The organism is Pseudomonas sp. NPDC099000, from assembly GCF_044759925.1.
Lineage (GTDB): Bacteria > Pseudomonadota > Gammaproteobacteria > Pseudomonadales > Pseudomonadaceae > Aquipseudomonas.
The window spans coordinates 381,655-400,022 of the sequence record NZ_JBIWAF010000001.1; the positions used below are offsets into that span (position 1 = coordinate 381,655).

General features: G+C 59.4%; 18 protein-coding genes. 8 read left to right on the forward strand and 10 right to left on the reverse strand.

What is annotated here, in order from left to right; all coding sequences use genetic code 11:
* The 3 genes from ACIQV9_RS01865 (at position 1) to ACIQV9_RS01875 (ending at position 2,042) form a co-directional block, all read left to right on the forward strand.
* Positions 1 to 390 (forward strand): carboxymuconolactone decarboxylase family protein, encoded by a 390-nt coding sequence (locus ACIQV9_RS01865; RefSeq protein ID WP_403097380.1) that lies wholly within the window; start codon positions 1 to 3, stop codon positions 388 to 390.
* Between the two features lie 87 nt (positions 391 to 477).
* On the forward strand, positions 478 to 1,398 hold the full coding sequence (locus tag ACIQV9_RS01870; RefSeq protein WP_403097382.1) for a LysR substrate-binding domain-containing protein: 921 nt from the start codon (positions 478 to 480) through the stop codon (positions 1,396 to 1,398).
* A gap of 122 nt (positions 1,399 to 1,520) precedes the next feature.
* Complete coding sequence (locus ACIQV9_RS01875) at positions 1,521 to 2,042, forward strand: GNAT family N-acetyltransferase (RefSeq protein WP_403097385.1); 522 nt, start codon at positions 1,521 to 1,523, stop codon at positions 2,040 to 2,042.
* Position 2,043: 1 nt separating this feature from the next.
* Here ACIQV9_RS01875 and ACIQV9_RS01880 read toward each other — a convergent pair whose 3' ends face one another.
* The gene (locus ACIQV9_RS01880) at positions 2,044 to 2,736 is read right to left on the reverse strand and encodes an aspartate/glutamate racemase family protein (RefSeq protein WP_403097388.1); all 693 of its coding nucleotides are present in this window, start codon (positions 2,734 to 2,736) and stop codon (positions 2,044 to 2,046) included.
* Between the two features lie 78 nt (positions 2,737 to 2,814).
* Here ACIQV9_RS01880 and ACIQV9_RS01885 point away from each other — a divergent pair, with 78 nt between their 5' ends.
* Both ACIQV9_RS01885 and ACIQV9_RS01890 read left to right on the forward strand, forming a co-directional pair.
* Entirely contained in the window at positions 2,815 to 3,591 is a 777-nt protein-coding gene (locus ACIQV9_RS01885; RefSeq protein ID WP_403097390.1) for a helix-turn-helix domain-containing protein, read from the forward strand.
* Positions 3,592 to 3,661: 70 nt separating this feature from the next.
* On the forward strand, positions 3,662 to 4,156 hold the full coding sequence (locus ACIQV9_RS01890) for a hypothetical protein (protein ID WP_403097392.1): 495 nt from the start codon (positions 3,662 to 3,664) through the stop codon (positions 4,154 to 4,156).
* 154 nt (positions 4,157 to 4,310) lie between these two features.
* Here ACIQV9_RS01890 and ACIQV9_RS01895 read toward each other — a convergent pair whose 3' ends face one another.
* The gene (locus ACIQV9_RS01895; RefSeq protein ID WP_403097395.1) at positions 4,311 to 4,532 is read right to left on the reverse strand and encodes a cbb3-type cytochrome c oxidase subunit 3; all 222 of its coding nucleotides are present in this window, start codon (positions 4,530 to 4,532) and stop codon (positions 4,311 to 4,313) included.
* 8 nt (positions 4,533 to 4,540) lie between these two features.
* Complete coding sequence (ccoN, locus tag ACIQV9_RS01900; protein WP_403097398.1) at positions 4,541 to 5,968, reverse strand: cytochrome-c oxidase, cbb3-type subunit I; 1,428 nt, start codon at positions 5,966 to 5,968, stop codon at positions 4,541 to 4,543.
* Between the two features lie 483 nt (positions 5,969 to 6,451).
* On the opposite strand from ccoN, the gene ACIQV9_RS01905 reads away from it, so the two are divergent.
* Positions 6,452 to 7,420, forward strand: a complete 969-nt coding sequence (locus tag ACIQV9_RS01905; protein WP_403097400.1) for a hypothetical protein — start codon at positions 6,452 to 6,454, stop codon at positions 7,418 to 7,420.
* Positions 7,421 to 7,596: 176 nt separating this feature from the next.
* Here ACIQV9_RS01905 and ACIQV9_RS01910 read toward each other — a convergent pair whose 3' ends face one another.
* The 7 genes from ACIQV9_RS01910 to ACIQV9_RS01940 form a co-directional block, all read right to left on the reverse strand.
* Positions 7,597 to 9,951 carry a tetratricopeptide repeat protein gene (locus tag ACIQV9_RS01910; protein WP_403097403.1) on the reverse strand — a complete coding sequence of 785 codons (2,355 nt, stop codon included), beginning with the start codon at positions 9,949 to 9,951 and terminating at the stop codon, positions 7,597 to 7,599.
* Positions 9,952 to 10,268: 317 nt separating this feature from the next.
* Entirely contained in the window at positions 10,269 to 11,264 is a 996-nt protein-coding gene (locus ACIQV9_RS01915; RefSeq protein ID WP_403097406.1) for a DUF3829 domain-containing protein, read from the reverse strand.
* Positions 11,261 to 12,634: a J domain-containing protein gene (locus ACIQV9_RS01920; RefSeq protein ID WP_403097408.1), complete on the reverse strand. Its 1,374-nt coding sequence runs from the start codon at positions 12,632 to 12,634 to the stop codon at positions 11,261 to 11,263. The genes ACIQV9_RS01915 and ACIQV9_RS01920 overlap by 4 nt, the downstream gene beginning before the upstream one ends.
* 119 nt (positions 12,635 to 12,753) lie before the next feature.
* The gene (locus tag ACIQV9_RS01925; protein WP_403097410.1) at positions 12,754 to 14,151 is read right to left on the reverse strand and encodes a DUF1254 domain-containing protein; all 1,398 of its coding nucleotides are present in this window, start codon (positions 14,149 to 14,151) and stop codon (positions 12,754 to 12,756) included.
* Between the two features lie 27 nt (positions 14,152 to 14,178).
* Positions 14,179 to 14,388, reverse strand: coding sequence for a hypothetical protein (locus tag ACIQV9_RS01930; RefSeq protein WP_403097412.1), 210 nt, complete (start codon positions 14,386 to 14,388; stop codon positions 14,179 to 14,181).
* 49 nt (positions 14,389 to 14,437) lie between these two features.
* The gene (locus ACIQV9_RS01935) at positions 14,438 to 14,599 is read right to left on the reverse strand and encodes a hypothetical protein (RefSeq protein ID WP_403097654.1); all 162 of its coding nucleotides are present in this window, start codon (positions 14,597 to 14,599) and stop codon (positions 14,438 to 14,440) included.
* Positions 14,600 to 14,787: 188 nt separating this feature from the next.
* A complete protein-coding gene (locus tag ACIQV9_RS01940) occupies positions 14,788 to 15,213 on the reverse strand; it encodes a YciI family protein (protein WP_010459909.1) in 426 nt (141 codons plus the stop codon).
* Positions 15,214 to 15,436: 223 nt separating this feature from the next.
* Here ACIQV9_RS01940 and ACIQV9_RS01945 point away from each other — a divergent pair, with 223 nt between their 5' ends.
* Both ACIQV9_RS01945 and ACIQV9_RS01950 read left to right on the forward strand, forming a co-directional pair.
* Entirely contained in the window at positions 15,437 to 18,061 is a 2,625-nt protein-coding gene (locus tag ACIQV9_RS01945) for an S-type pyocin domain-containing protein (RefSeq protein WP_403097415.1), read from the forward strand.
* Positions 18,051 to 18,326, forward strand: coding sequence for a bacteriocin immunity protein (locus ACIQV9_RS01950; protein WP_403097418.1), 276 nt, complete (start codon positions 18,051 to 18,053; stop codon positions 18,324 to 18,326). Before ACIQV9_RS01945 ends, ACIQV9_RS01950 begins: the two co-directional genes overlap by 11 nt.
* Positions 18,327 to 18,368 lie beyond the last annotated feature (42 nt).

Sequence of the window (18,368 nt, forward strand, 5' to 3'; positions counted from 1 at the left end):
ATGATTGCCATGGAGGCGTTGACCAGCAATCTCAGCATCGAGCCGGCGTTGCTGCATCTGATCAAGATCCGCGCCTCGCAACTCAATGGCTGCGCCTTTTGCACCGACATGCATTCGGTGGACGCCAGGCGCCTCGGCGAGACCGATCGGCGTTTGTATTCGATTGTGGTGTGGCGCGACAGCGGCTTCTTCAACCCTCGCGAACGCGCCGCGCTGGCCTGGACCGAAGCGGTGACGTTGCTCTCTGAAAACCATGTGCCGGACGACGTCTACGCCTTGGCCCGGGAGCAGTTCAACGAAAGCGAACTGGTCGACTTGACCATCGCGGTCACCACCATCAACAGCTGGAATCGCCTGGCGGTCAGTTTTCGGCAAACCCCTGGCGGCTGAAATCGATTTTCCGCTCCGGGTGTCACATCAGGTTCATAAACGCTGCGCAGGATGAGGTCTTCAAGGATAGATCGACAGGAGTCATTGATGTCATTCATGGAATCAACCTGCGCCGCCGGAATCGATCCGGTGCTGGCGCAGTCTTTCCGGGTCAGCGCCCGTTGCGGTTGTTTCATGCAGGCGGCCCGCAGCCTCAATATCAAATCAACCCAGTTGCGCAAACACCTGGCGCAGCTTGAAACGCAACTGCAGTGTTCCCTGTTCAATCATCAGGACAATGGCCTGGCGTTGAGTCGCGAGGGCTTGCAGCTTCAGGCGCAATTGATCGCCCTGGCCCATGAGCACGACGTGCCGGTGATCGAACAGCCGCTGATTCGGCTGGCTGTGGCCGAGTCGATCCTGCACGACATCCTGGGCCGCGATCTGGTGGCGCTGTTGCGACGCAACGCCAGCGTGCGCCTCGACATCATCACGCTGGACAGCGAATTGTCCCTGCAAGCGATCAGTGCCGATGTGGTGCTGTGGCTGGCCGGTACCGATTCCCCGCTGCCGGCCCCGAGTTTTCCCATCAGCGAGCCTCAACGTCTGGCGCGACTGGACTATCTGCCGCACATCGCCAAACGTTATTCACGGGTTGCGGCCCGGCCCGACAGCCTCGATGACCTGGCCGATTTCATGCTGGTGCAATGGCAGCCGGATCGGCAGGTCGAGAGTTTTCGGCCATGGAACGGCGTGGTCGACCAGCGCCTGGCCGGCGTGGTGCAGTTGCATTCTTATGAGCTGATGCTGGAGATGATCCGTTGCAGCGCCTGCATCGGTTTGCTGCCCCATTACATGAGCCGGTTTGACCGGGGCCTGGTCGCGTTATCGGGGTTGTTCGACCAGCCGATGCAGCGCCAGGTGTGGATGGCGGTTAACGCCGAGTCCACGGGGCGGGCAGAAGTGCAAATGATCGTCGAACTGATCCACAACACCTTCAACGAGCGGCGCGAGTGGTTCGAAGCCTGATCGCATTACCCTGTGGGAGCAAGCTCGCTCCCACAGGGTTTGTCCCGCGATAGGGTTCTGGCCATGCCGCAAGAAGGCATTGTAGAGTGGGCGGCCATGTCTGCATCAAGGATGAGTCACCCATGCCCGCCACCGATTCTGTCATCACCCTCGAGCGTTTCAGCGAATCCCACATCGAGGGCGTCACCGCGCTCTACAACGACCCGGCGATCACCCGGCAGGTGCTGCAAATGCCGTTTCAATCCACCGAGATCTGGCGCCAACGCCTGGCATCGGATAACGAGCGGCTGGTGAAACTGGTGGCGCTGCACCAGGGCGCGGTCATCGGCAACATTGGCCTGGAGCAGTTCTCGCGGATCCGCCGCAGCCATGCCGGCAATTTCGGCATGGCGGTCGCGGTGGATTGGCAGGGCAAAGGCGTGGGATCAAAACTGCTGGCGGCGGCGCTGGACGTCGCCGACAACTGGATGAACCTGCAACGGGTCGAGCTTTCGGTGTACGCCGACAACGAAGCGGCCATCGGCCTCTACCGCAAGTTCGGTTTCGAGACCGAAGGCCTGTTCCGCGACTATGCCGTGCGGGACGGCCGGCTGGTCGACACCTTGAGCATGGCGCGCCTGCGCCGCACGCCCAGATTCGACTGACTCAGTCGCCCAGCGCGAACGCCACCGCCGCCTGCGCATGCAGTTCGGTGGTGTCGAGCAAGGGCAGGGCGCTGTGCTCGGGTTTGATCAGCAGGCCGATTTCGGTGCAGCCGAGAATGATCGCCTGGGCGCCACGCCGGGTCAGCGACTCGATGACCTGCTGATACACCTTGCGCGACGCCTCGCTGATCACCCCGACGCACAACTCGTCATAGATGATCCGGTGCACGGCGTTGCGCTCCTCGGCGTCCGGCACCAGCACCGTCAACCCCATCGCGCTCAGGCGATCCTTGAGAAAGTCCTGTTCCATGGTGAACGCAGTTCCGAGCAATCCGACCTTCAGCGCATCCGCCTCCACAGCGGCCTGGCCAGTCGGGTCGGCGATGTGCAAAAACGGAATACTGATCGCCGCCTGAATCTGCCCGGCCACCTTGTGCATGGTGTTGGTACACAGCACCACGCACTCGGCACCGCCAGCTTCCAGTCGCCGCGCCGCATCAACCAGAATCGCCGCCGCGTCGTCCCAGCGCCCGGCATGCTGGGCCTGTTCGACAGGGCCGAAGTCGACGCTGTACATTAGCAATTTCGCCGAACGCAACGGCCCGAGCCGATCGCGAACCTGTTGGTTGATGAGGCGGTAATACTCGGCGCTGGACTCCCAGCTCATGCCGCCGATAAGGCCGATGGTGCGCATGGCGTACTCCTGTTGTTGGCAACCCTTTGCGAGAGAGTGTCCAGTGGATCCCGCTTTCGATCTATCAGGAAATTTCACATGCCTGACGTCATGAGCCAGCGTTTGTTCGACGGCAAAGTCTGCCTGCAACTCTTTCCCCGTGCGGCCTACAGCGCGCGTGATGCGGCGCAGTCGCAAACGCTTGGGGTGACGCTGGAGCGTCAGCAGGGCGTTCACGCCATCGATTCCGACCGCCGGGTGGATTTCGATACCTTGCCGGGTGTTTTGGCTTATACACCGATCGGCGTCGAGGTGTTCTCCGAGTCCGCCACCGGTGGTGAATACCTGCTGATGCGTCTGGACGAGCAGTTTGCCGGTGAACAGTTACCCAACGTCACGCACCGTGTGCAGTCTTCAGGCAATCGACGTGCGCTGACCCTGGCACGAGCGCTGCGGCGTCTGTTGCTCGCGCCGCCGCCCGATCTACTGGCGTTTGAGCAGTGTGCGCTGGGGCTCATTGACTTGACCCAGCAGAAAATCGACACCACACAGCGGATCACGCCCACGTCCTTCGTCCGGGTACTGGAACAAATTGCCGAGCAGTTCCACCAGCCTCTGACGCTTTCGCAACTGGCCGAAACCTTCGGGCAGAACCCGCTGCGTTTTCTGCGCGATTTTACCCGGGCTGTGGGCCTGACGCCCCACGCTTATCTGGTGGAAGTGCGGCTTCAGGCGGCACGACGGATGATCGAACACACGGACCTGAGCTTGGCCAGCATCGCCCTGGACGCGGGGTTCGCCCATCAGTCGCACATGGGCAGCGCTTTTCGCAAATACCTGGCCATGACGCCCAGCCAATACCGTTCACGCTTTTAGTCGTACGCCGGCCCCGCGCATCTGCCATGCTCAGAGTCCGCAGCACCGCTTCAACCAAAGGAACACCGCAATGGACGACGTACAGCAACTGGGCGAGATGCTTCGCCACTACGCAGAAAGCGAAGCGCACAAGAAGCAAGTGTTTGAGTCGCAATCGGCCGTGTGGGCGACGCGCATCGGTGAACTGTTCGACCAGATCCAGCTGTGGCTGGAGCCGGTCCAGGTGCCGAATCTGCTGGAGGTGAGTCGCGAGGTGTATGTCGCCTCAGGGCCGAGCGTTCCGGTCGAGTCGTCGACGTTCAAGACCGAGAAACTGAGCATTGTCATTGCTGGTAAACCGGTGGAGTTCGTGCCGGATGTGATGGGTTTGGGTGGTCAGATTTCGTTGGCGGTGATGGGATTGACGGCCGCGCGGTATGGCAGCATTTCGCTGGTGTGCCTGCCGCCGTCGACCAACTGGCAATGGCGCAAGACCAATGGGCTGAAGGACCCGGATACGTTTGCGTTCGATGCGAACTTTTTGGCGCAGCAGTTGCAGAGCCTTATTCCCCGCGAACGCGGTTGAATCCACCAATCCATTGTGGTGCCGGGCTTTTGTGGTGAGGGGATTTATCCCCGTTGGACTGCGCAGCAGTCCCCTTTTTGGGGCCGCTTCGCGACCCAACGGGGATAAATCCCCTCGCCACAAAGGCTGCCTCCAACATTAGTCAGGTGGGGTGTCAGATTTCCAGGTTGCCCCAGCCTGGTTTAGCTTCTTCCGGGGCCACTGCTTTAACAGTCTTCCCCGTCGCCAACTCCACCCGTCGCGCCACCTCCGGATCATCGGCAAATGGCATCAGGCTGGCGTCCTCAAGACTCTCGGTCGTTTGATGTTTCAGGCAGTACTCGACAGCCAGCCAAAACCCCACGACCCCGAACAGATTCAGCACAATCTCGGTCATCTCAAACCTCACGCAAACTGCGCATCACGTTCGGCCATCGCCACGTCCGCCACCCGCACGGTGCGCCACGTGTTGTAGGCCATCAGCAACATGCCGCTGAGGAAGAAAATCCCGCCGGCAAAGCGCACCACGAACCCTGGATGGCTGGCCTGTAACGCCTCCACGAACGAATAGGTCAACGTGCCGTCGTCGTTGATCGCACGCCACATCAACCCTTGGGTGATGCCGTTGACCCACATCGAGGCGATGTACAACACCGTGCCGATGGTCGCGAGCCAGAAGTGCAGGTTGATCAGCGGCGTGCTGAACATCTGATCGCGGCCGAAGACTTTCGGGACCATGTGGTAGATGGCGCCAAACGTGATCATTGCCACCCAACCGAGGGCACCGGCGTGGACGTGGCCGATGGTCCAGTCGGTGTAGTGGGAGAGGGCATTCACTGTCTTGATCGCCATCATCGGCCCTTCGAACGTCGACATCCCGTAGAAGGCCAGCGACAGCACCAAAAAGCGCAGGATCGGGTCGGTGCGCAATTTGTGCCAGGCGCCCGAGAGCGTCATCATGCCGTTGATCATCCCGCCCCAGCTCGGTGCCAGCAGGATCAGCGACATCGCCATGCCCAGTGACTGCGCCCAGTCCGGCAACGCGGTGTAGTGCAAGTGGTGCGGACCGGCCCAGATGTACAGGGTGATCAGCGCCCAGAAATGCACGATCGACAACCGATACGAATACACCGGCCGCCCGACCTGTTTCGGCACGAAGTAGTACATCATCCCGAGGAACCCGGTGGTCAGGAAGAACCCCACCGCGTTGTGCCCGTACCACCACTGCACCATGGCGTCGGTGGCCCCGGAATACACCGGATAGGATTTGAACCAGTCCACCGGAATCGACAGGTGATTGACCACGTGCAGCATCGCGATCACGACGATGAACGCGCCGAAGAACCAATTGCCGACGTAGATGTGTCTGGTCTTGCGTTGCACCACGGTGGTGAAGAAGACAATGGCGTAAGCCACCCACACCACGGTCATCCACACCGCGCCGGAGAATTCGATCTCGGCGTATTCCTTGGTGGTGGTGTAGCCCAGCGGCAAGGTGATCAGCATCACCACAATCACCGATTGCCAGCCCCAGAAAGTGAACGCGGCCAGTTTGTCGCAGTACAGCCGCACCTGACACGTGCGCTGTACCGCGTAGTAGCTCGCGGCAAATTGCGCGCTGCCGGCAAAGCCGAAAATCACCAGGCTGGTGTGCAGCGGGCGCAAGCGGCCGAAGGTGGTCCATGGCAGGTCGAGGTTCATCTCGGGCCACACCAGTTGCGAGGCGATCCACACCCCCATCGCCATCCCCACGACGCCCCAGACGATGGTTGCCACGACGAATTGGCGGACGACCTTGTAGTTGTAGGCCTGTCCGATTGTTGCTGTGCTCATGGTCAATGCTTCCACGGTTGCAAAGTCTTGCCAGGCCACCCGGACTGGCATGCCGTCAACTGTAGAAACCCTGCAGTAAACAAAACAGACTCAGAAAAACCGAGTTTATGCGGATCAGATACGAGGCCTGCCTGCGGTGATCTGACGCAGTCTGATACGGTTTTTTAGCATTCAGGTGAATCTGTAACGACCTGCGCCGCAGGTTCATAGTCACTGCCACAAGCACCGCCACCCCTGTAGCAGCTGTCGACCTGTGGCGAGGGGGTTTGCCCCCGTCGGGCTGCGAAGCGGCCCCAAAACCATTCGCCTCAATTGCATCAGTCAGACCGCATCGGCAGGTTTTACGACTGCTGCGCAGCCGAACGCAGCCTCGCAAGCTCGACAGCTGCTACAGGCGCGCCCTTGTTTTTTTGCTTGGGGCGCTGATGGCATTTTGGTAGAGTCCGCGCCTTATCAGGGAGTTGGCAAAGAAAGGAGTCTGGTTTGAGTGTGGGCAAAAAGATTTTGGGGCTGATTGCGCTGTTGCTGATGTTGGCGCTCTGGGCCAGTTATTTTTATGTGTTCAAGGAAAACCGTGACGGCCAGTTGGGCACAGCCTTCGACAGTACGGCCTGGTGCGGAACGCCTCCGGCCAGCGATGCTGCGGCGCTTGGCAAGGATCAACTGACGCTGCGCATCACCAACACGCTGCGCGGCGAGTTCATGCTCAGTGGTGCCGTGGTGGTGTCCGAACGCACCTTCAACCGCTACGACCTGGGCCGCAACGAACTGCGCCTGCGTCTGGAACCCTTGCAGTGGTCGTTCGGCGTCACGCCGATTTTCCTTGAACAGGTCAAGGTCCAGCCGCTGAGCCGCAACCTCGCTTCGGCCAACAAAAGCGCCTACGCCGAACTAGAACCAAGGCCCATCGGGGTGCAGGGCCGGGCCACGGATTTTCCCTTCGATACCTACCGTTATGGCTACAAACCGGTGCTGTATTACCTCAAGGGCAACGAACGCATCGACCTGAGGTTCAAAAACATCACCACGCAGATGGAGATGTCGAACACCTTCACGCCGGTCCAGAAGTACAACCGCGTCGACTACATCAACGAACGCAACTCAATGATCCGCGATGAAGACTACAAGGCCTACGGCGCCCACGAGTGCGCGTTCAGCGTCGAGCGCAAAGGCTCGTTCAAGGTGATCGTGCTGCTCTTGTTGCTGGTGCTGTGCCTGCCGCTGCTGCACGTGTTCTACCGCGATGAACCGGGGATCGATTTTCTCGCCACGCTGGTGAGTATCGGCGCGATTCGGGTGTTGCTGGTGGGGCCGATGAAAGACTTCCAGTTGTATAGCATCGACTTCCTGTTCGCCGGGGTGATTATCCTGGTGGGCACGGTGTCGCTGATCAAGGCGATGCGAGCGAACAGCCGGCGTGAGTTGGCGTTGAAGAGTGGGTCTTCGTGGTAATTCCTCGATCCATGTAGCAGCTGCCTTGTGGCGAGGGGATTTATCCCCGTTCGGCTGCGAAGCAGTCGTAAAACCTGAACGCGGTCTATCTGGCGCACCGAGTTGTCTGATTTCACGACGACTTCGTCGCCGAACGGGGATAAATCCCCTCGCCACAAGGCAGCTGCTACAAAGGGTCATTTCAACGCCGGATCCCCCATGTTCATTTTCTTCCAGCCTTGCAACAGCACCTGCGCCTTCGGTTCCTGTCCGTTATCCAGGTAGTACTGGATCAGCGACAACCGCGCATTGCGATTGGCCGGCTGCACTTTCAACAACCGCTCCAGCTCTTCGCAAGCTTCATCAATCTTGCCGCTGTCGTGCAACGCCACGGCCAGCACGTAGCCGTATTGAGCGTTCTGCGGTTCCAGTTGCGCGGCTTTGCGCAAGGCTGGCATGGCCTGGGCTGATTGGCCCGCACGCACCAGCGCCAAGCCCTGGGTGTGTTGCAGCAGGGCGGCGTTCGGGTGTTCCTTCAGGCTTTGCGCCAACAGCGTCTGCGCCTCTTGACCGCGTCCATTGGCCTCCAGCCATTGCACCAGCGTGACCAGGGCCGGGTAGAAGTCCGGATCACGCTTGAGCGCCGTACGCAGCAGCGATTCGACTTCGCCGTTGCGACCGCTGGCCTGGTAGAGCATCGCGAGGTTGAGGTTGGCCTCGGCGCGTTCAGCCAGGCTTTTTTGCACCGCTTCGTATTCGGCAATGGCCGCGTTCCAGTTGGCCTGGGCGCTGCCCAATCCGTTGCGCGCGACGCTCAGCAGGTCCCGGGCCGCGACGATCCGCACCGCCTTCACTGGATCGCCCAGCAACGGCGTCAGCAGCGACGCACGCTCTGGTGGCGGCAGGAACGCGCTGATCGCCCGCACTGCGCTGTCACGCACTTGCGGTGCGGGGTGACTCAAGTCCTTGGTCGCGAGTTTCAACGCCTGTTCACTCGGGTACAGCGGCAGTTCTGCGAGCAAGGTCGCACGCTGAATCGCCGGAAGGTTGCTGCGCTGCAACTGCTCGTACAAGGCTTGCGCGGCGCCGGGTTGACCGTTGCGAATCAGCCACAGGCTTTCGTCGTAACGTGGTGCCTGCGCCGTGGTGGTGGTGTTCCAGAGCTTGAATTGCTCGGTGACCTTGTCCCCGGCCTTGCCCTGGTGACAGGTCAGGCAGGCGTCCGGCGTGCCGAGTTTTTTCGCCCGCTCCGGGTTGGGAATGCTGAAGCTGTGGTCGTGCCGGAAGTCGTTGCCCATGTAGAACTTGCCTGGCATGTGGCAATCCACGCACTGAGAACCTGGCTGGCCCGGGGTGTGGCGGGTGTGTTCGATGGAGTCGTAGTGCTTGGCTTGCAAACCCTTGCCGTCGACGCCCGACACCGAAGTCTTGCCGGCGGTGTTGTGGCATTGCAGGCAAACACCGTTGCCCGTCGCCTTGAGTTCAGTGCTGTGGGGGTTGTGGCAGTTGCTGCAACGCACGCCCTTGTCGAGCATTTTGCTTTGGGCGAAGGAGCCGTGCTCGAACACTTCATCCTTGATCTTGCCGTCCAGCGCGTACAGCTCGCGGGTCAGGGGACTCGGCAGGTAGTCGTCCATCAAGCGCTTGCCAACGGTGTAGCCATCGCCCAGCGGTGCACGGCGCGAATGGCAGCGGGCACACGCTTCGATTTCGACCGTGGCGTCCTTGTCCTTGAGGTCGACCGCAAAGCCGGCGTGGATCAGATCGCCTTTTTTCGCCGTCCATTCCAGGTGGTTGGACGCGGGTCCGTGGCACGCCTGACAACCGACACCGAGGCTGTTCCACTGACTGTCGAAGATGTTTTTGTCCGCGTCGAAATTGCGCTTGTAGCCAGTGGTATGGCACTCGACGCACATGAAGTTGGCGTTCTGGCTCGGTTTGCTCCAGTGCAGCGGGTTCTTGAAGTTCACGCCCTGGCCCGGATAGAGGTGGAACCAGCGGTTTTTCTCGGTATCCCAGGCCACGCCCAGCGCTTGCAAGCGACCTTCGCCGACCTCGATCAGGTATTGCTGCAACGGCGCGATGCCGAAGGTGTAGGCCACTTTGAAGTCGGCATTCTTGCCGTCAATGCCGGGCGTGTTGACCCAGAACCCGTTGTCCTTGCGCGAGAAACGAGTGGTTTCGTTTTGCGCTTTGAACGTGACGTTATTGAAGTCGCCCAGCATCGTCTGGGCATTGGCCTCCTGCATCGCCAACTGGTGATGGGAGCCTTGCCAATCCTTCATCTGTTCGCTGTGGCAGCCCTGGCATTGTTGCTCATCGACCATCTTCGCCGGTGTCACGACAACGGGTTGCAGTTTGGCCGGCTGAACGGGCGGGGTGCTGACGGGCACGGTTTTGATTGGCGCTGGCGTGCTGCTCAGCAGAAACCAGCCGATCGCCGCCACAGCCACCAGCAAGACGCCGATAGTGACGGGAAACAGGTAACGGTTAATCAGGGTCGGTGGCGAATCAGGGCTTGGCTGTGCTGCCTTATTTTTAGGGTTCGGCATTGCGACTTCCGTAGTCCAGGTGCGTTTGCCGTCAGGCGCGCGTTCAATCTCGATGCAGCTTTGCCGGATGCTCTACGTCTGTCAAATGGCGCGGCGGTTAACCCTATGAAGTGATCCCGATTGCACGGGTGGACGCGACGGTCAACAAGGCCGGCGGCATTCATCACCAGGAGACGGCACCGGCCACTGAAGCGGTATTCATTGATGGCCTCTGCGTCGGAACGCCGCCCGGGGCAAGCCAGGCTCCCACAGGTTTACGCATCCCCCTGTGGGAGCGAGGCTTGCCCGCGATGGCGGCCTGACAAACACCGCATCTTTCAATACTCAGCACGAGCCAACCGGTTGTAATGGCTGATCAGCGAATCATACCCGCGCGTCACCGCATAAAAATCATCGCTCAATCGCTGTGGTTCAGCCTTGTTCTTCCAGTCCTTGTGCAGAGCATTCAAGGCATCCAGATACTTCTGTGTCGGCCTGGCAATGTGCGACCAGAGATAACCGGGTACTTCGTTACGTTTTTGCGTTTCCGGCAAGTGGCGTTGGCTGAACTGCTGCCGGTAATCCCAGGCCAATTGCAGTTCAGCGATGGTTTTAGCCAGTGCCTGCGGCGTCAGGGTCCGATTGTTCACGCCCTCGGTGACAAGGTTCAGCGTGTCTCTGGCCTGGATCATGTAAGCCAGCAAATACCAGTGAATGTCCTTGCCAAAACGTGCTTCGATCAGATTGAGTTGCTCGCGCCGTTGTTCAAGGTCCAGGTTTTCAACGTGTTGTCTCAGTACCGTTGACGCCGTGAGGTAGTCCTCGGCCCAGGGCCTGAATTGATCGGCAAAGGCGGGCTGCACCTCACTGATGACGGTCGAAAAACGCGCCTGTCGGTAAAAGGTGATTTGCTGCGTAAGGGGCATTACTTGCTGTAATGCCTGCGCGTAGGCATCGGCTTTCAACGCCAGCAGTGAGTCGTATTTCAGCAGCTTGAGCTTTTCGCTGATTTTCGGCGAACAGATATCCCTTTGAATGCCGGGCGCATCACTGGCACCGTTGTCGTCGAAATCATGCTGGTTGGCGATCCAGTCTCGCACCGGTTCCGCAGGTTGCTTCGGCGATTTGTACAGTTCGTAGGCGACCCGCCAATGCACGTCGACCCGGTTGATGCAATCGATCACCGGGCTCAGGGCATTGGCCTGCGCGGTGAGCGGAGCGTCGTGTTGATCCAGCCACAAATCGATGCGGGCGACGAATTTCGAAGAGCCGGCCAGCCCCATCAGGATCAGCATCACAATGGTCGCCACCGGGAACAGCCATTTCGGGTTCATGGTTGTATCTCCTGGCCGTACCACTGCTCAACGGTGGCCGGTGCGTTGCATTCACTGGCGGTGACCGGCATCCGGCTGCACAAGCGTTCGGTCCACTGTTGCAGGCCCTGGTTGCGGTTGACCGTACTTTGGCTTGAGATCACTTTGAACACACCGAGTATTAAAACCAGCACCAAAATGCCCGCGCCCATCAGGCTTCGTTTGAGCAAGGGGCTGGCGTGTTGCCAGGAAACGTGCGGGTTGACCTCCCGCCGGCGTATAAGTCCGACCCCTGTCAGTGTAGTGACGTAAACGATGCTGCCGACCACGCCATACACTTTGCCAATGCCCGCCGCCATCGCAATGCAGGGAATCAAGTCGCGCAGCACTCCAAACGGCAGGGGCATGAGCGAGGGCGAAAGGCGCACACTCAATCGATCGTCCAGTAACCAAAAGCGATGGGCAACGTGCGCCGTCAGCCAGTTGAGTACCCAACCGGCGACCGCGAATATCACCGACCAGAACACCGCGACGCCGATCAATCCGCCCAGGCGCGTGCCCAATGGCGCGAATTGAACAAAGGAGCCGACCAGACAGGCGAGGACAATACCGAGGTACATCGGCCAACTGTCGTAGCTGTATTCCCAGTCACGCCAGAAGAACGGCGTGCCACCGGGCAGGTCGGCGCAGATGTCCGGGTGGTTGGCGTACAACGCAGAGCTCAGCTTGCGACAGTGCACCCAATCGTCTTCGCGCAAACGTCGGGCCAGGGCGCGGCGTTGACTGAACGTGCGCGGCGCCAGCAGCAAGTGGGCGGCGCGATGCTCCGGCGTGGCGGCGGGTTCTGCGGCGAGGCGTTGTTGCCGGGCCAGAAATATCGGCGCTTCACGACGCTCCGCCAAGCGCTTGCGCTGTTGCGACAACTCTACGATTAGCTCTTCGTTCAGCTCCAGCCGCTGCCAGAGACTGAACCAGTGAAAGGTTTCCATCGCCCAGTCGAGCAGTGTTTCGGATGTCTCGAAGTGGTCGACGCAATGCCTGAGCACCGCATCTTCCATGACATCGACCGCGCCATGCTCGACGGCGATGGCATGACGTCGTTCGAGCTCGACGCGGCTGACACCGTCGAGTGAACGGGTGATCCGTTGTAGCGTGTCGACTTCAACCGCCGACAGCCCGGTCAGGTCCCACGGGGCATCGTCGCCGGAGTCATCCTCACGCAATTGCTCCCATTCCTTGATGCTTAGCGCGTGTTCATACGCCTCACGCAGCCGCTGAAACCCTTCGGGGTCTTCATCCGGGCGCGTCTGTTTGAGCAGCATTGCGTATTGGCGTTTGATACGGCGTGTATCGGCATCGGCCGGGAGGCCGAGGAGGGTCCAGCAACTCATTGCGTGTGCAACTCCATGAAAACCCGCGACGCGACAGCTTCCCTGAAACCGGGGGATGATGGCAGTTTGATTTTGCGCACCCTACCTGTTTCGCGTCGAAAAGTCCTCGGGTCTTGCCTTCAGTCGCCGATCACGGGGGTCAACAGGGGCATTTCCCACTGCCCACTGGTGACTTCCGGTTTCGGCAGGTACAGGCGCAGCACCGCGAAGAACGGGCCTTCTGGCGCTGGCAGCCAGTTGCTTTGCAACTCCTTGGACGGTGCCTCGTTTTGCAGATAAAGGGTCAGGCCACCGTCGGCATCGAGCTTGAGTTCGGGCAACATCAGCGAGTTGATCAGGTAGTGATCGAGCGGGTTGGCCACCAGCAGTTTGTTCTTGCTGTCGTACATCGTCAGCGACCAGAACGCATCGGTCGGGGGCAGGGTGCCCTTGTCGAAATGCAGGGTGTAATCGTGTTTCGAGGCATCGACAGGCTGGCCGTCCTTGTCGACGAAATAACCGATGTAATTCGCCTCTTCGGCCGAGTTGCCGAAAATCCCCATATCCGCGCCGGCGTAGCGGTACAGGTAATTGCCCTTGAGGTGATCGCGGGTGCCGTAGAAATCGCCGCTGGTGATCTGGTGAGTATCGACTTTGTCTTTCTTGAACCGGGCGAATTCGGCCTTGGCGTCGCTGATGCCGTCTTCCAGGGCCTGGCGTTGTTCGGGTGTGAAGTCGTGCAACTGGAACGGCTTGCCAGCCTCGATACCGATGGTGTTGAAGCGCGCGAGCAGGTCCTTTTCCGCGTCTTGCGCCGGGGCGAAGGCCAGCATGAAATTCAGGTAGCGGAACAGGTCCGGGGTGTCGCTCATGGTCGGCGTGGGTTTCGGCCAGGCAATCTTCGGTGCGGCGGGTGGGGCCTTCTTCTTGACGTAGTGGCTCAGCGTTTCGACCTTGTAGCCTTTCTGGATTTTCTTGACCTTGGCCAGGTCCTTTTCATCGAACAGCTGCGTGCGATACAGGGCGTAGGCGATGGTGGTTTCACTGCGCAGCAGTCGATCCATTTTTACCGGTTGCTGACCTTGCCAGTTTGGGCCTGCGACCATGAAGTGCCCGCCGTTGTTGCCGGTGCTGCGGGTGCCCAGGTACGCAAAGTTCTGCGTGTAGGCGTCGATCAATTGCACGGAGTAGTAACGGTGCTCGTCGATGGGCGGCAAGGTCAGCACCACCGGTTCGGCGCGCAGGTCCATCCACACGAACGAGTAGGGCGTGTCCGCGTTGGGTGTGACGAACGCAGTGTCCTTGGCGGTGAACGCCTTCGCGGTGTTGCCGATCCGGTTGAACGGCGCCTTGAAGCTCGCGCTGTTTTTGTCCATGGCCTGGGTGTAGAGGGTTTTGTACATCTCCACCACCGGGAAGCCGTACAGATAGGCTTCCTTGGCGATGCCGCGGGCTTCTTCGGGGGTGGCGGTGAAGTCGGCCCAGGCGCTGGTGCTCAGGGCGAGCGACAGCGCGATGAGCAGCAGGCGGTTTTTCATAGAGCTTCCTGATTGAACCCTTGGGCGTCATTCCACGGCCGTGATGTCGTCGAGTGCCGGACGAGATGGCAGATCGATCACCCACGGGGCGTAGAGCAAAGGGATCGTTTCATGGGTTGGCAGACTGTTTTCCAACGCAATCTTGCCGATTCGGGTATCGAGGTCCTGGGCACCGACGCCGCAACTGACGAACATGGTCATCAGGCTGTAGCCGGCCAAGCGAATTGCACCGTGCATAGAAATGTCCTCATTTACCGAACGTGACATTGAGCCCGGCGAGCCGCGTTTACTGCGGCAGGCCATCGCCTTTGCGCTCCACATTACTCTGCTGTTCGTTGAAGGCGTTGAGAATATTGGACCGGGATTTCCAGACTTTTCCGCCACCCAAACCGAGCGGGATGCAATGGGTGTCGTTCTTCAGCGTTACGGCGAATCTCTTTCCTTTCAAGCCTGTAGGACACGTCTGTTGAAGTTAGCAGCTAACTTCGGGTTAGCCAGTTGGTACGCGGGATATTGGATTTTTGTACAAGTTCTCGGGGCGGGGGGGGGGCGCGGACAAGCTCGCGTCGGTAGGAGCGTGGCTTGCCCGCGAAGAACGATGATGCGGTTGTGGTGCCGTTTACTGCCCTGAAATGTTCAGCGCTTTTTCATCTGCTCGCGTATCCGTTCTTCCTGCTCGCGCAGTTGCGGGGTGAACTCCTCGCCGAAATCTTCCGCCCCATAGATCGGACGAATCTCAATCTCCGCTTCTGTGCCCGGCATCGGATTTGGGCAGCGTTTGACCCACTCGATCGCTTCCTCTTTCGACTTCACCTCCCAAATCCAATAACCGGCGATCAGCTCCTTGGTTTCGGCGAACGGGCCGTCGATGACCGTGCGTTTTTCGCCCGAGAATCGCACCCGGGCGCCTTTGCTGCTCGGTTGCAAGCCGTCGCAGTCGATGAGGATGCCGGCCTTGGTCAGTTCCTCGTTGTAATTGCCCATCGCGGTCATCAGCTCCTCGGTGGGCAGGACACCGGCCTCGGAGTCCGGGCTGGCTTTTACAATGATCATGAATCGCATGGTTTTATCTCCGCTGGAGGGTGGGTGATTCACTGTCTAGTCGAATAACCGTGACCTGAATCGACAACACCGCTAACGAAAGTTGCTTGGATAATCCGATTCTTTATCGACTCTCCACTCAAGTAGCTGACGACGCTCGATGTAAAGACTGCCCTTTAACTATGTACCGCACCGGACCACTGCTCCATCGACATGCTGTGCCCTACAGACAAGGAGTGACTGTATGGCACAACAAATACATAACGATGGAACGTCAGGAAGTGTCGTAATCAGGTCGGGCCCGCCCGCTTCAAACGGTGGTTCCGGTGGGGGGACTGGCGGCGGAGGGGTTTCAGGCGGGTTCGGTAAATCCAGCAAGAAAAAGAAGAAGGCTCGAAAGCGGGCCATAGAGGCCGCTCGTCAGGCAAAGGAAAAAGCGCACGCGCAATCTGTCGCCCAAGCCCAAGCCCAAGCCCAAGCCCAAGCGCAAGCGCAAGCCGAGGCGGCTCAAGCACAGGCCGCCGCAGCACAGGCTCAGGAGTTGTCTCGTGTCCAGGCCTTGCATCAGTTTCTTGCCGGTCTGGCCCAACGCCATGACGCTATCAGAGCAGAGGCAGACCGAAGCTTTGCGGCTAAGGCCAGTCAACTCGCACCCTCCCTGGAACATGAAATCTCGGGTGTTAGACGACCACCGCACAGTGGATCGAGCGAGCGTTGGCAGCTCTACATCATCACCAAGGAAAAAAACGAAATCGATGGGCTGATCGCCCGTAAAACCGCAGAGCTCAATGCAAAGAATGCGGTTGCCCGATCCTTCGATGGACACGATCCATTCACCCGTACCTCGAACGATTACCTGACACGACTGGGTGAGTTCGGCCAGGCGCTCAACGACGGCCACCAGATCTGGGAAAACGCTTACAACGCCGCCCACGAAGCCCGGCTTCTATCCGCGCAGATAAACGCGCTCACGGATAAATCCAATGCGCTGGGCAGACATCATGCCGAGCAGACCATTGTCTGGCGTGAGCGGGAAGCGGTGTGGGAGGCGCTTCGTCAGTTTGCCGAGCAGCGCGACGCGCGAGTCCGGTTCAAGCAGCAAGTCGATGAAGGTGCGCGGGTTGAACGGGTCAGGCAGGCCAACACGCTGACGGCGCCGGTAACTTCGGTGGCCGCTGGCGGCGGAATGTTTTTGACTCGAGAAAGTGTGTTGGTTGCGCAAGACGTCGCCGCTGCACTTGAAAGGGCTGTCCAGGCTGCCATCGACACACTCATCGATGCCGGACGCATCGTGGTCAGGACAGGGCCAGTATTTGTCACTGCAATGTTTTATTCGCCAACCCTTGGCAATGGCGAGTTGACTACGCAACAGCGCGGGCGTTTGTTGCAGGGCATTGGCGTTCCGGCCCAAGCGCTGGGCTTTACTGACAGTCGGGCGCTGCAGTCAATCGCAGATGCGGGCGGTTCGGCGGAGGTGGCGTACCGGCTCAAACCCGAAGCTGTGCCGGAAGGTACCGCGATTATCGTCACCAGCACCGGTGGTGAGGTAGACGCTCGTGTACCGGTCATCAATGCCGTACTTGACCCGCTGACCGGTGTCTACAGCGCCGAGGTCCCGGGTTCACCGCCACGACTCCTGCAGTTCACACCCGAGTCCACACCTCAGGTGACCACTTCTGGCCAAGCCGGCCTGGCGGTGATGACGCCGCAGATCCAGGACATCCCGGCGGGTGTCGACCTGCGTATTCAGGATTGCATCGTTTGCGTGCCGGGCCTGACGCCGATCTACATGTCCTTCAACCTGCCGCCCATGGGCTCAGGCATCGTCACCGGGACCGGTCAACCTGCTGCGAATGATTGGTGGAAAGCCGCAAGCCGAGCCCAGGGCGCAGCCATTCCTGTGCAGATCGGCGACCAATTCCGCGGCCGAGAAATCCGGTCGTTCAGCGCCTTCGATGAAGCGCTATGGCGTACGGTCGGCGAACACCCGGCGCTTGTCACCGAATTCGATGAGGTGAACAAAAAACGCCTCGAACAAGGCTTCGCGCCTTACGCACCGAAGAGCACGTGGGTCGGGCAAAGGCGTGAATTCGAGCTGCGTTATCAAGAGCCCGTGGAACGTGGCGAAAACCCCTTCAACCTCGACAAAATCAGCATTACTACTCCGCAAAGCAGCCAAGGACGGCTGGGCATCAGACCGGCAATTCTGCCCTGGCCAATTCGTCCCGTTGGCGTCGGTACCTGGACACCCCTCGTTCCGCCGGGAATCGAACACCTTGGTCCTACAACATCACCGGTCACCCCGACGATTCCAGCGGTTTATCCCGGCACACCGGCCATCCCGGTCCTACCTCAAAACGAGACATTTCCGGCTGTTGACCAAGGTCTGATCGGTGGCAGTATTCCTGGATTCCCGGCAGATATGGAATTGCCTTCGTCGGATGTTCTGTTTCTGGACCGGCGGGATGATCCGGGGACTGCAACGGGATGGGGATCCGACGTTTCAGAAATTTGGCTTGGAGACGATGCGAGGGGAGATGGGGCGCCGATACCAGGGCAAATCGCGGACCAGTTGCGGTGGAAGGAGTTTCGAAACTTTCATGGTTTCAGGCGGGCGTTTTGGAGGGCTGTTGCGGAGGATGCAGAGTTAAGTCGCCAGTTTACTCGAAGCAATCTGGACAGAATGCGGGATGGATCTGCTCCTTTTTCGGCAGTTGTAGACCAAGCTGGTGGACGTAGGACGTTTGAACTTCACCATGAAGTTGAAGTTTCGAAAGGAGGAGATGTCTACGGCTTGGACAACCTCTCGGTGATGACCCCTAAACGTCATATTCAACTTCACAAAGAGAGAAACAGTCATGATTTTTAAAAAGCGGTTGGAGGACTACACAGAGACAGAGTTTTTGGCATTTTTGGGGGAGTTTTTCCATCAGACGAGCGACCTGCGAGGGCAGGCACTGGAGGATTACAGAGATGACCTCCTTGACCATTTTGAATTGATCTCAGAACACCCAGACCGCTCAGACGTCATTTTCTACCCCAAGGAAGGTCAGGAAGACAGTCCCGAAGGCATCCTGAAAGAAGTCAAGGAATGGCGCGCACTCAATAACAAACCCGGCTTCAAACCGGAATGACTGAACAGCGTTGAATGCGCAATACGACGTGCATCCGCTCAT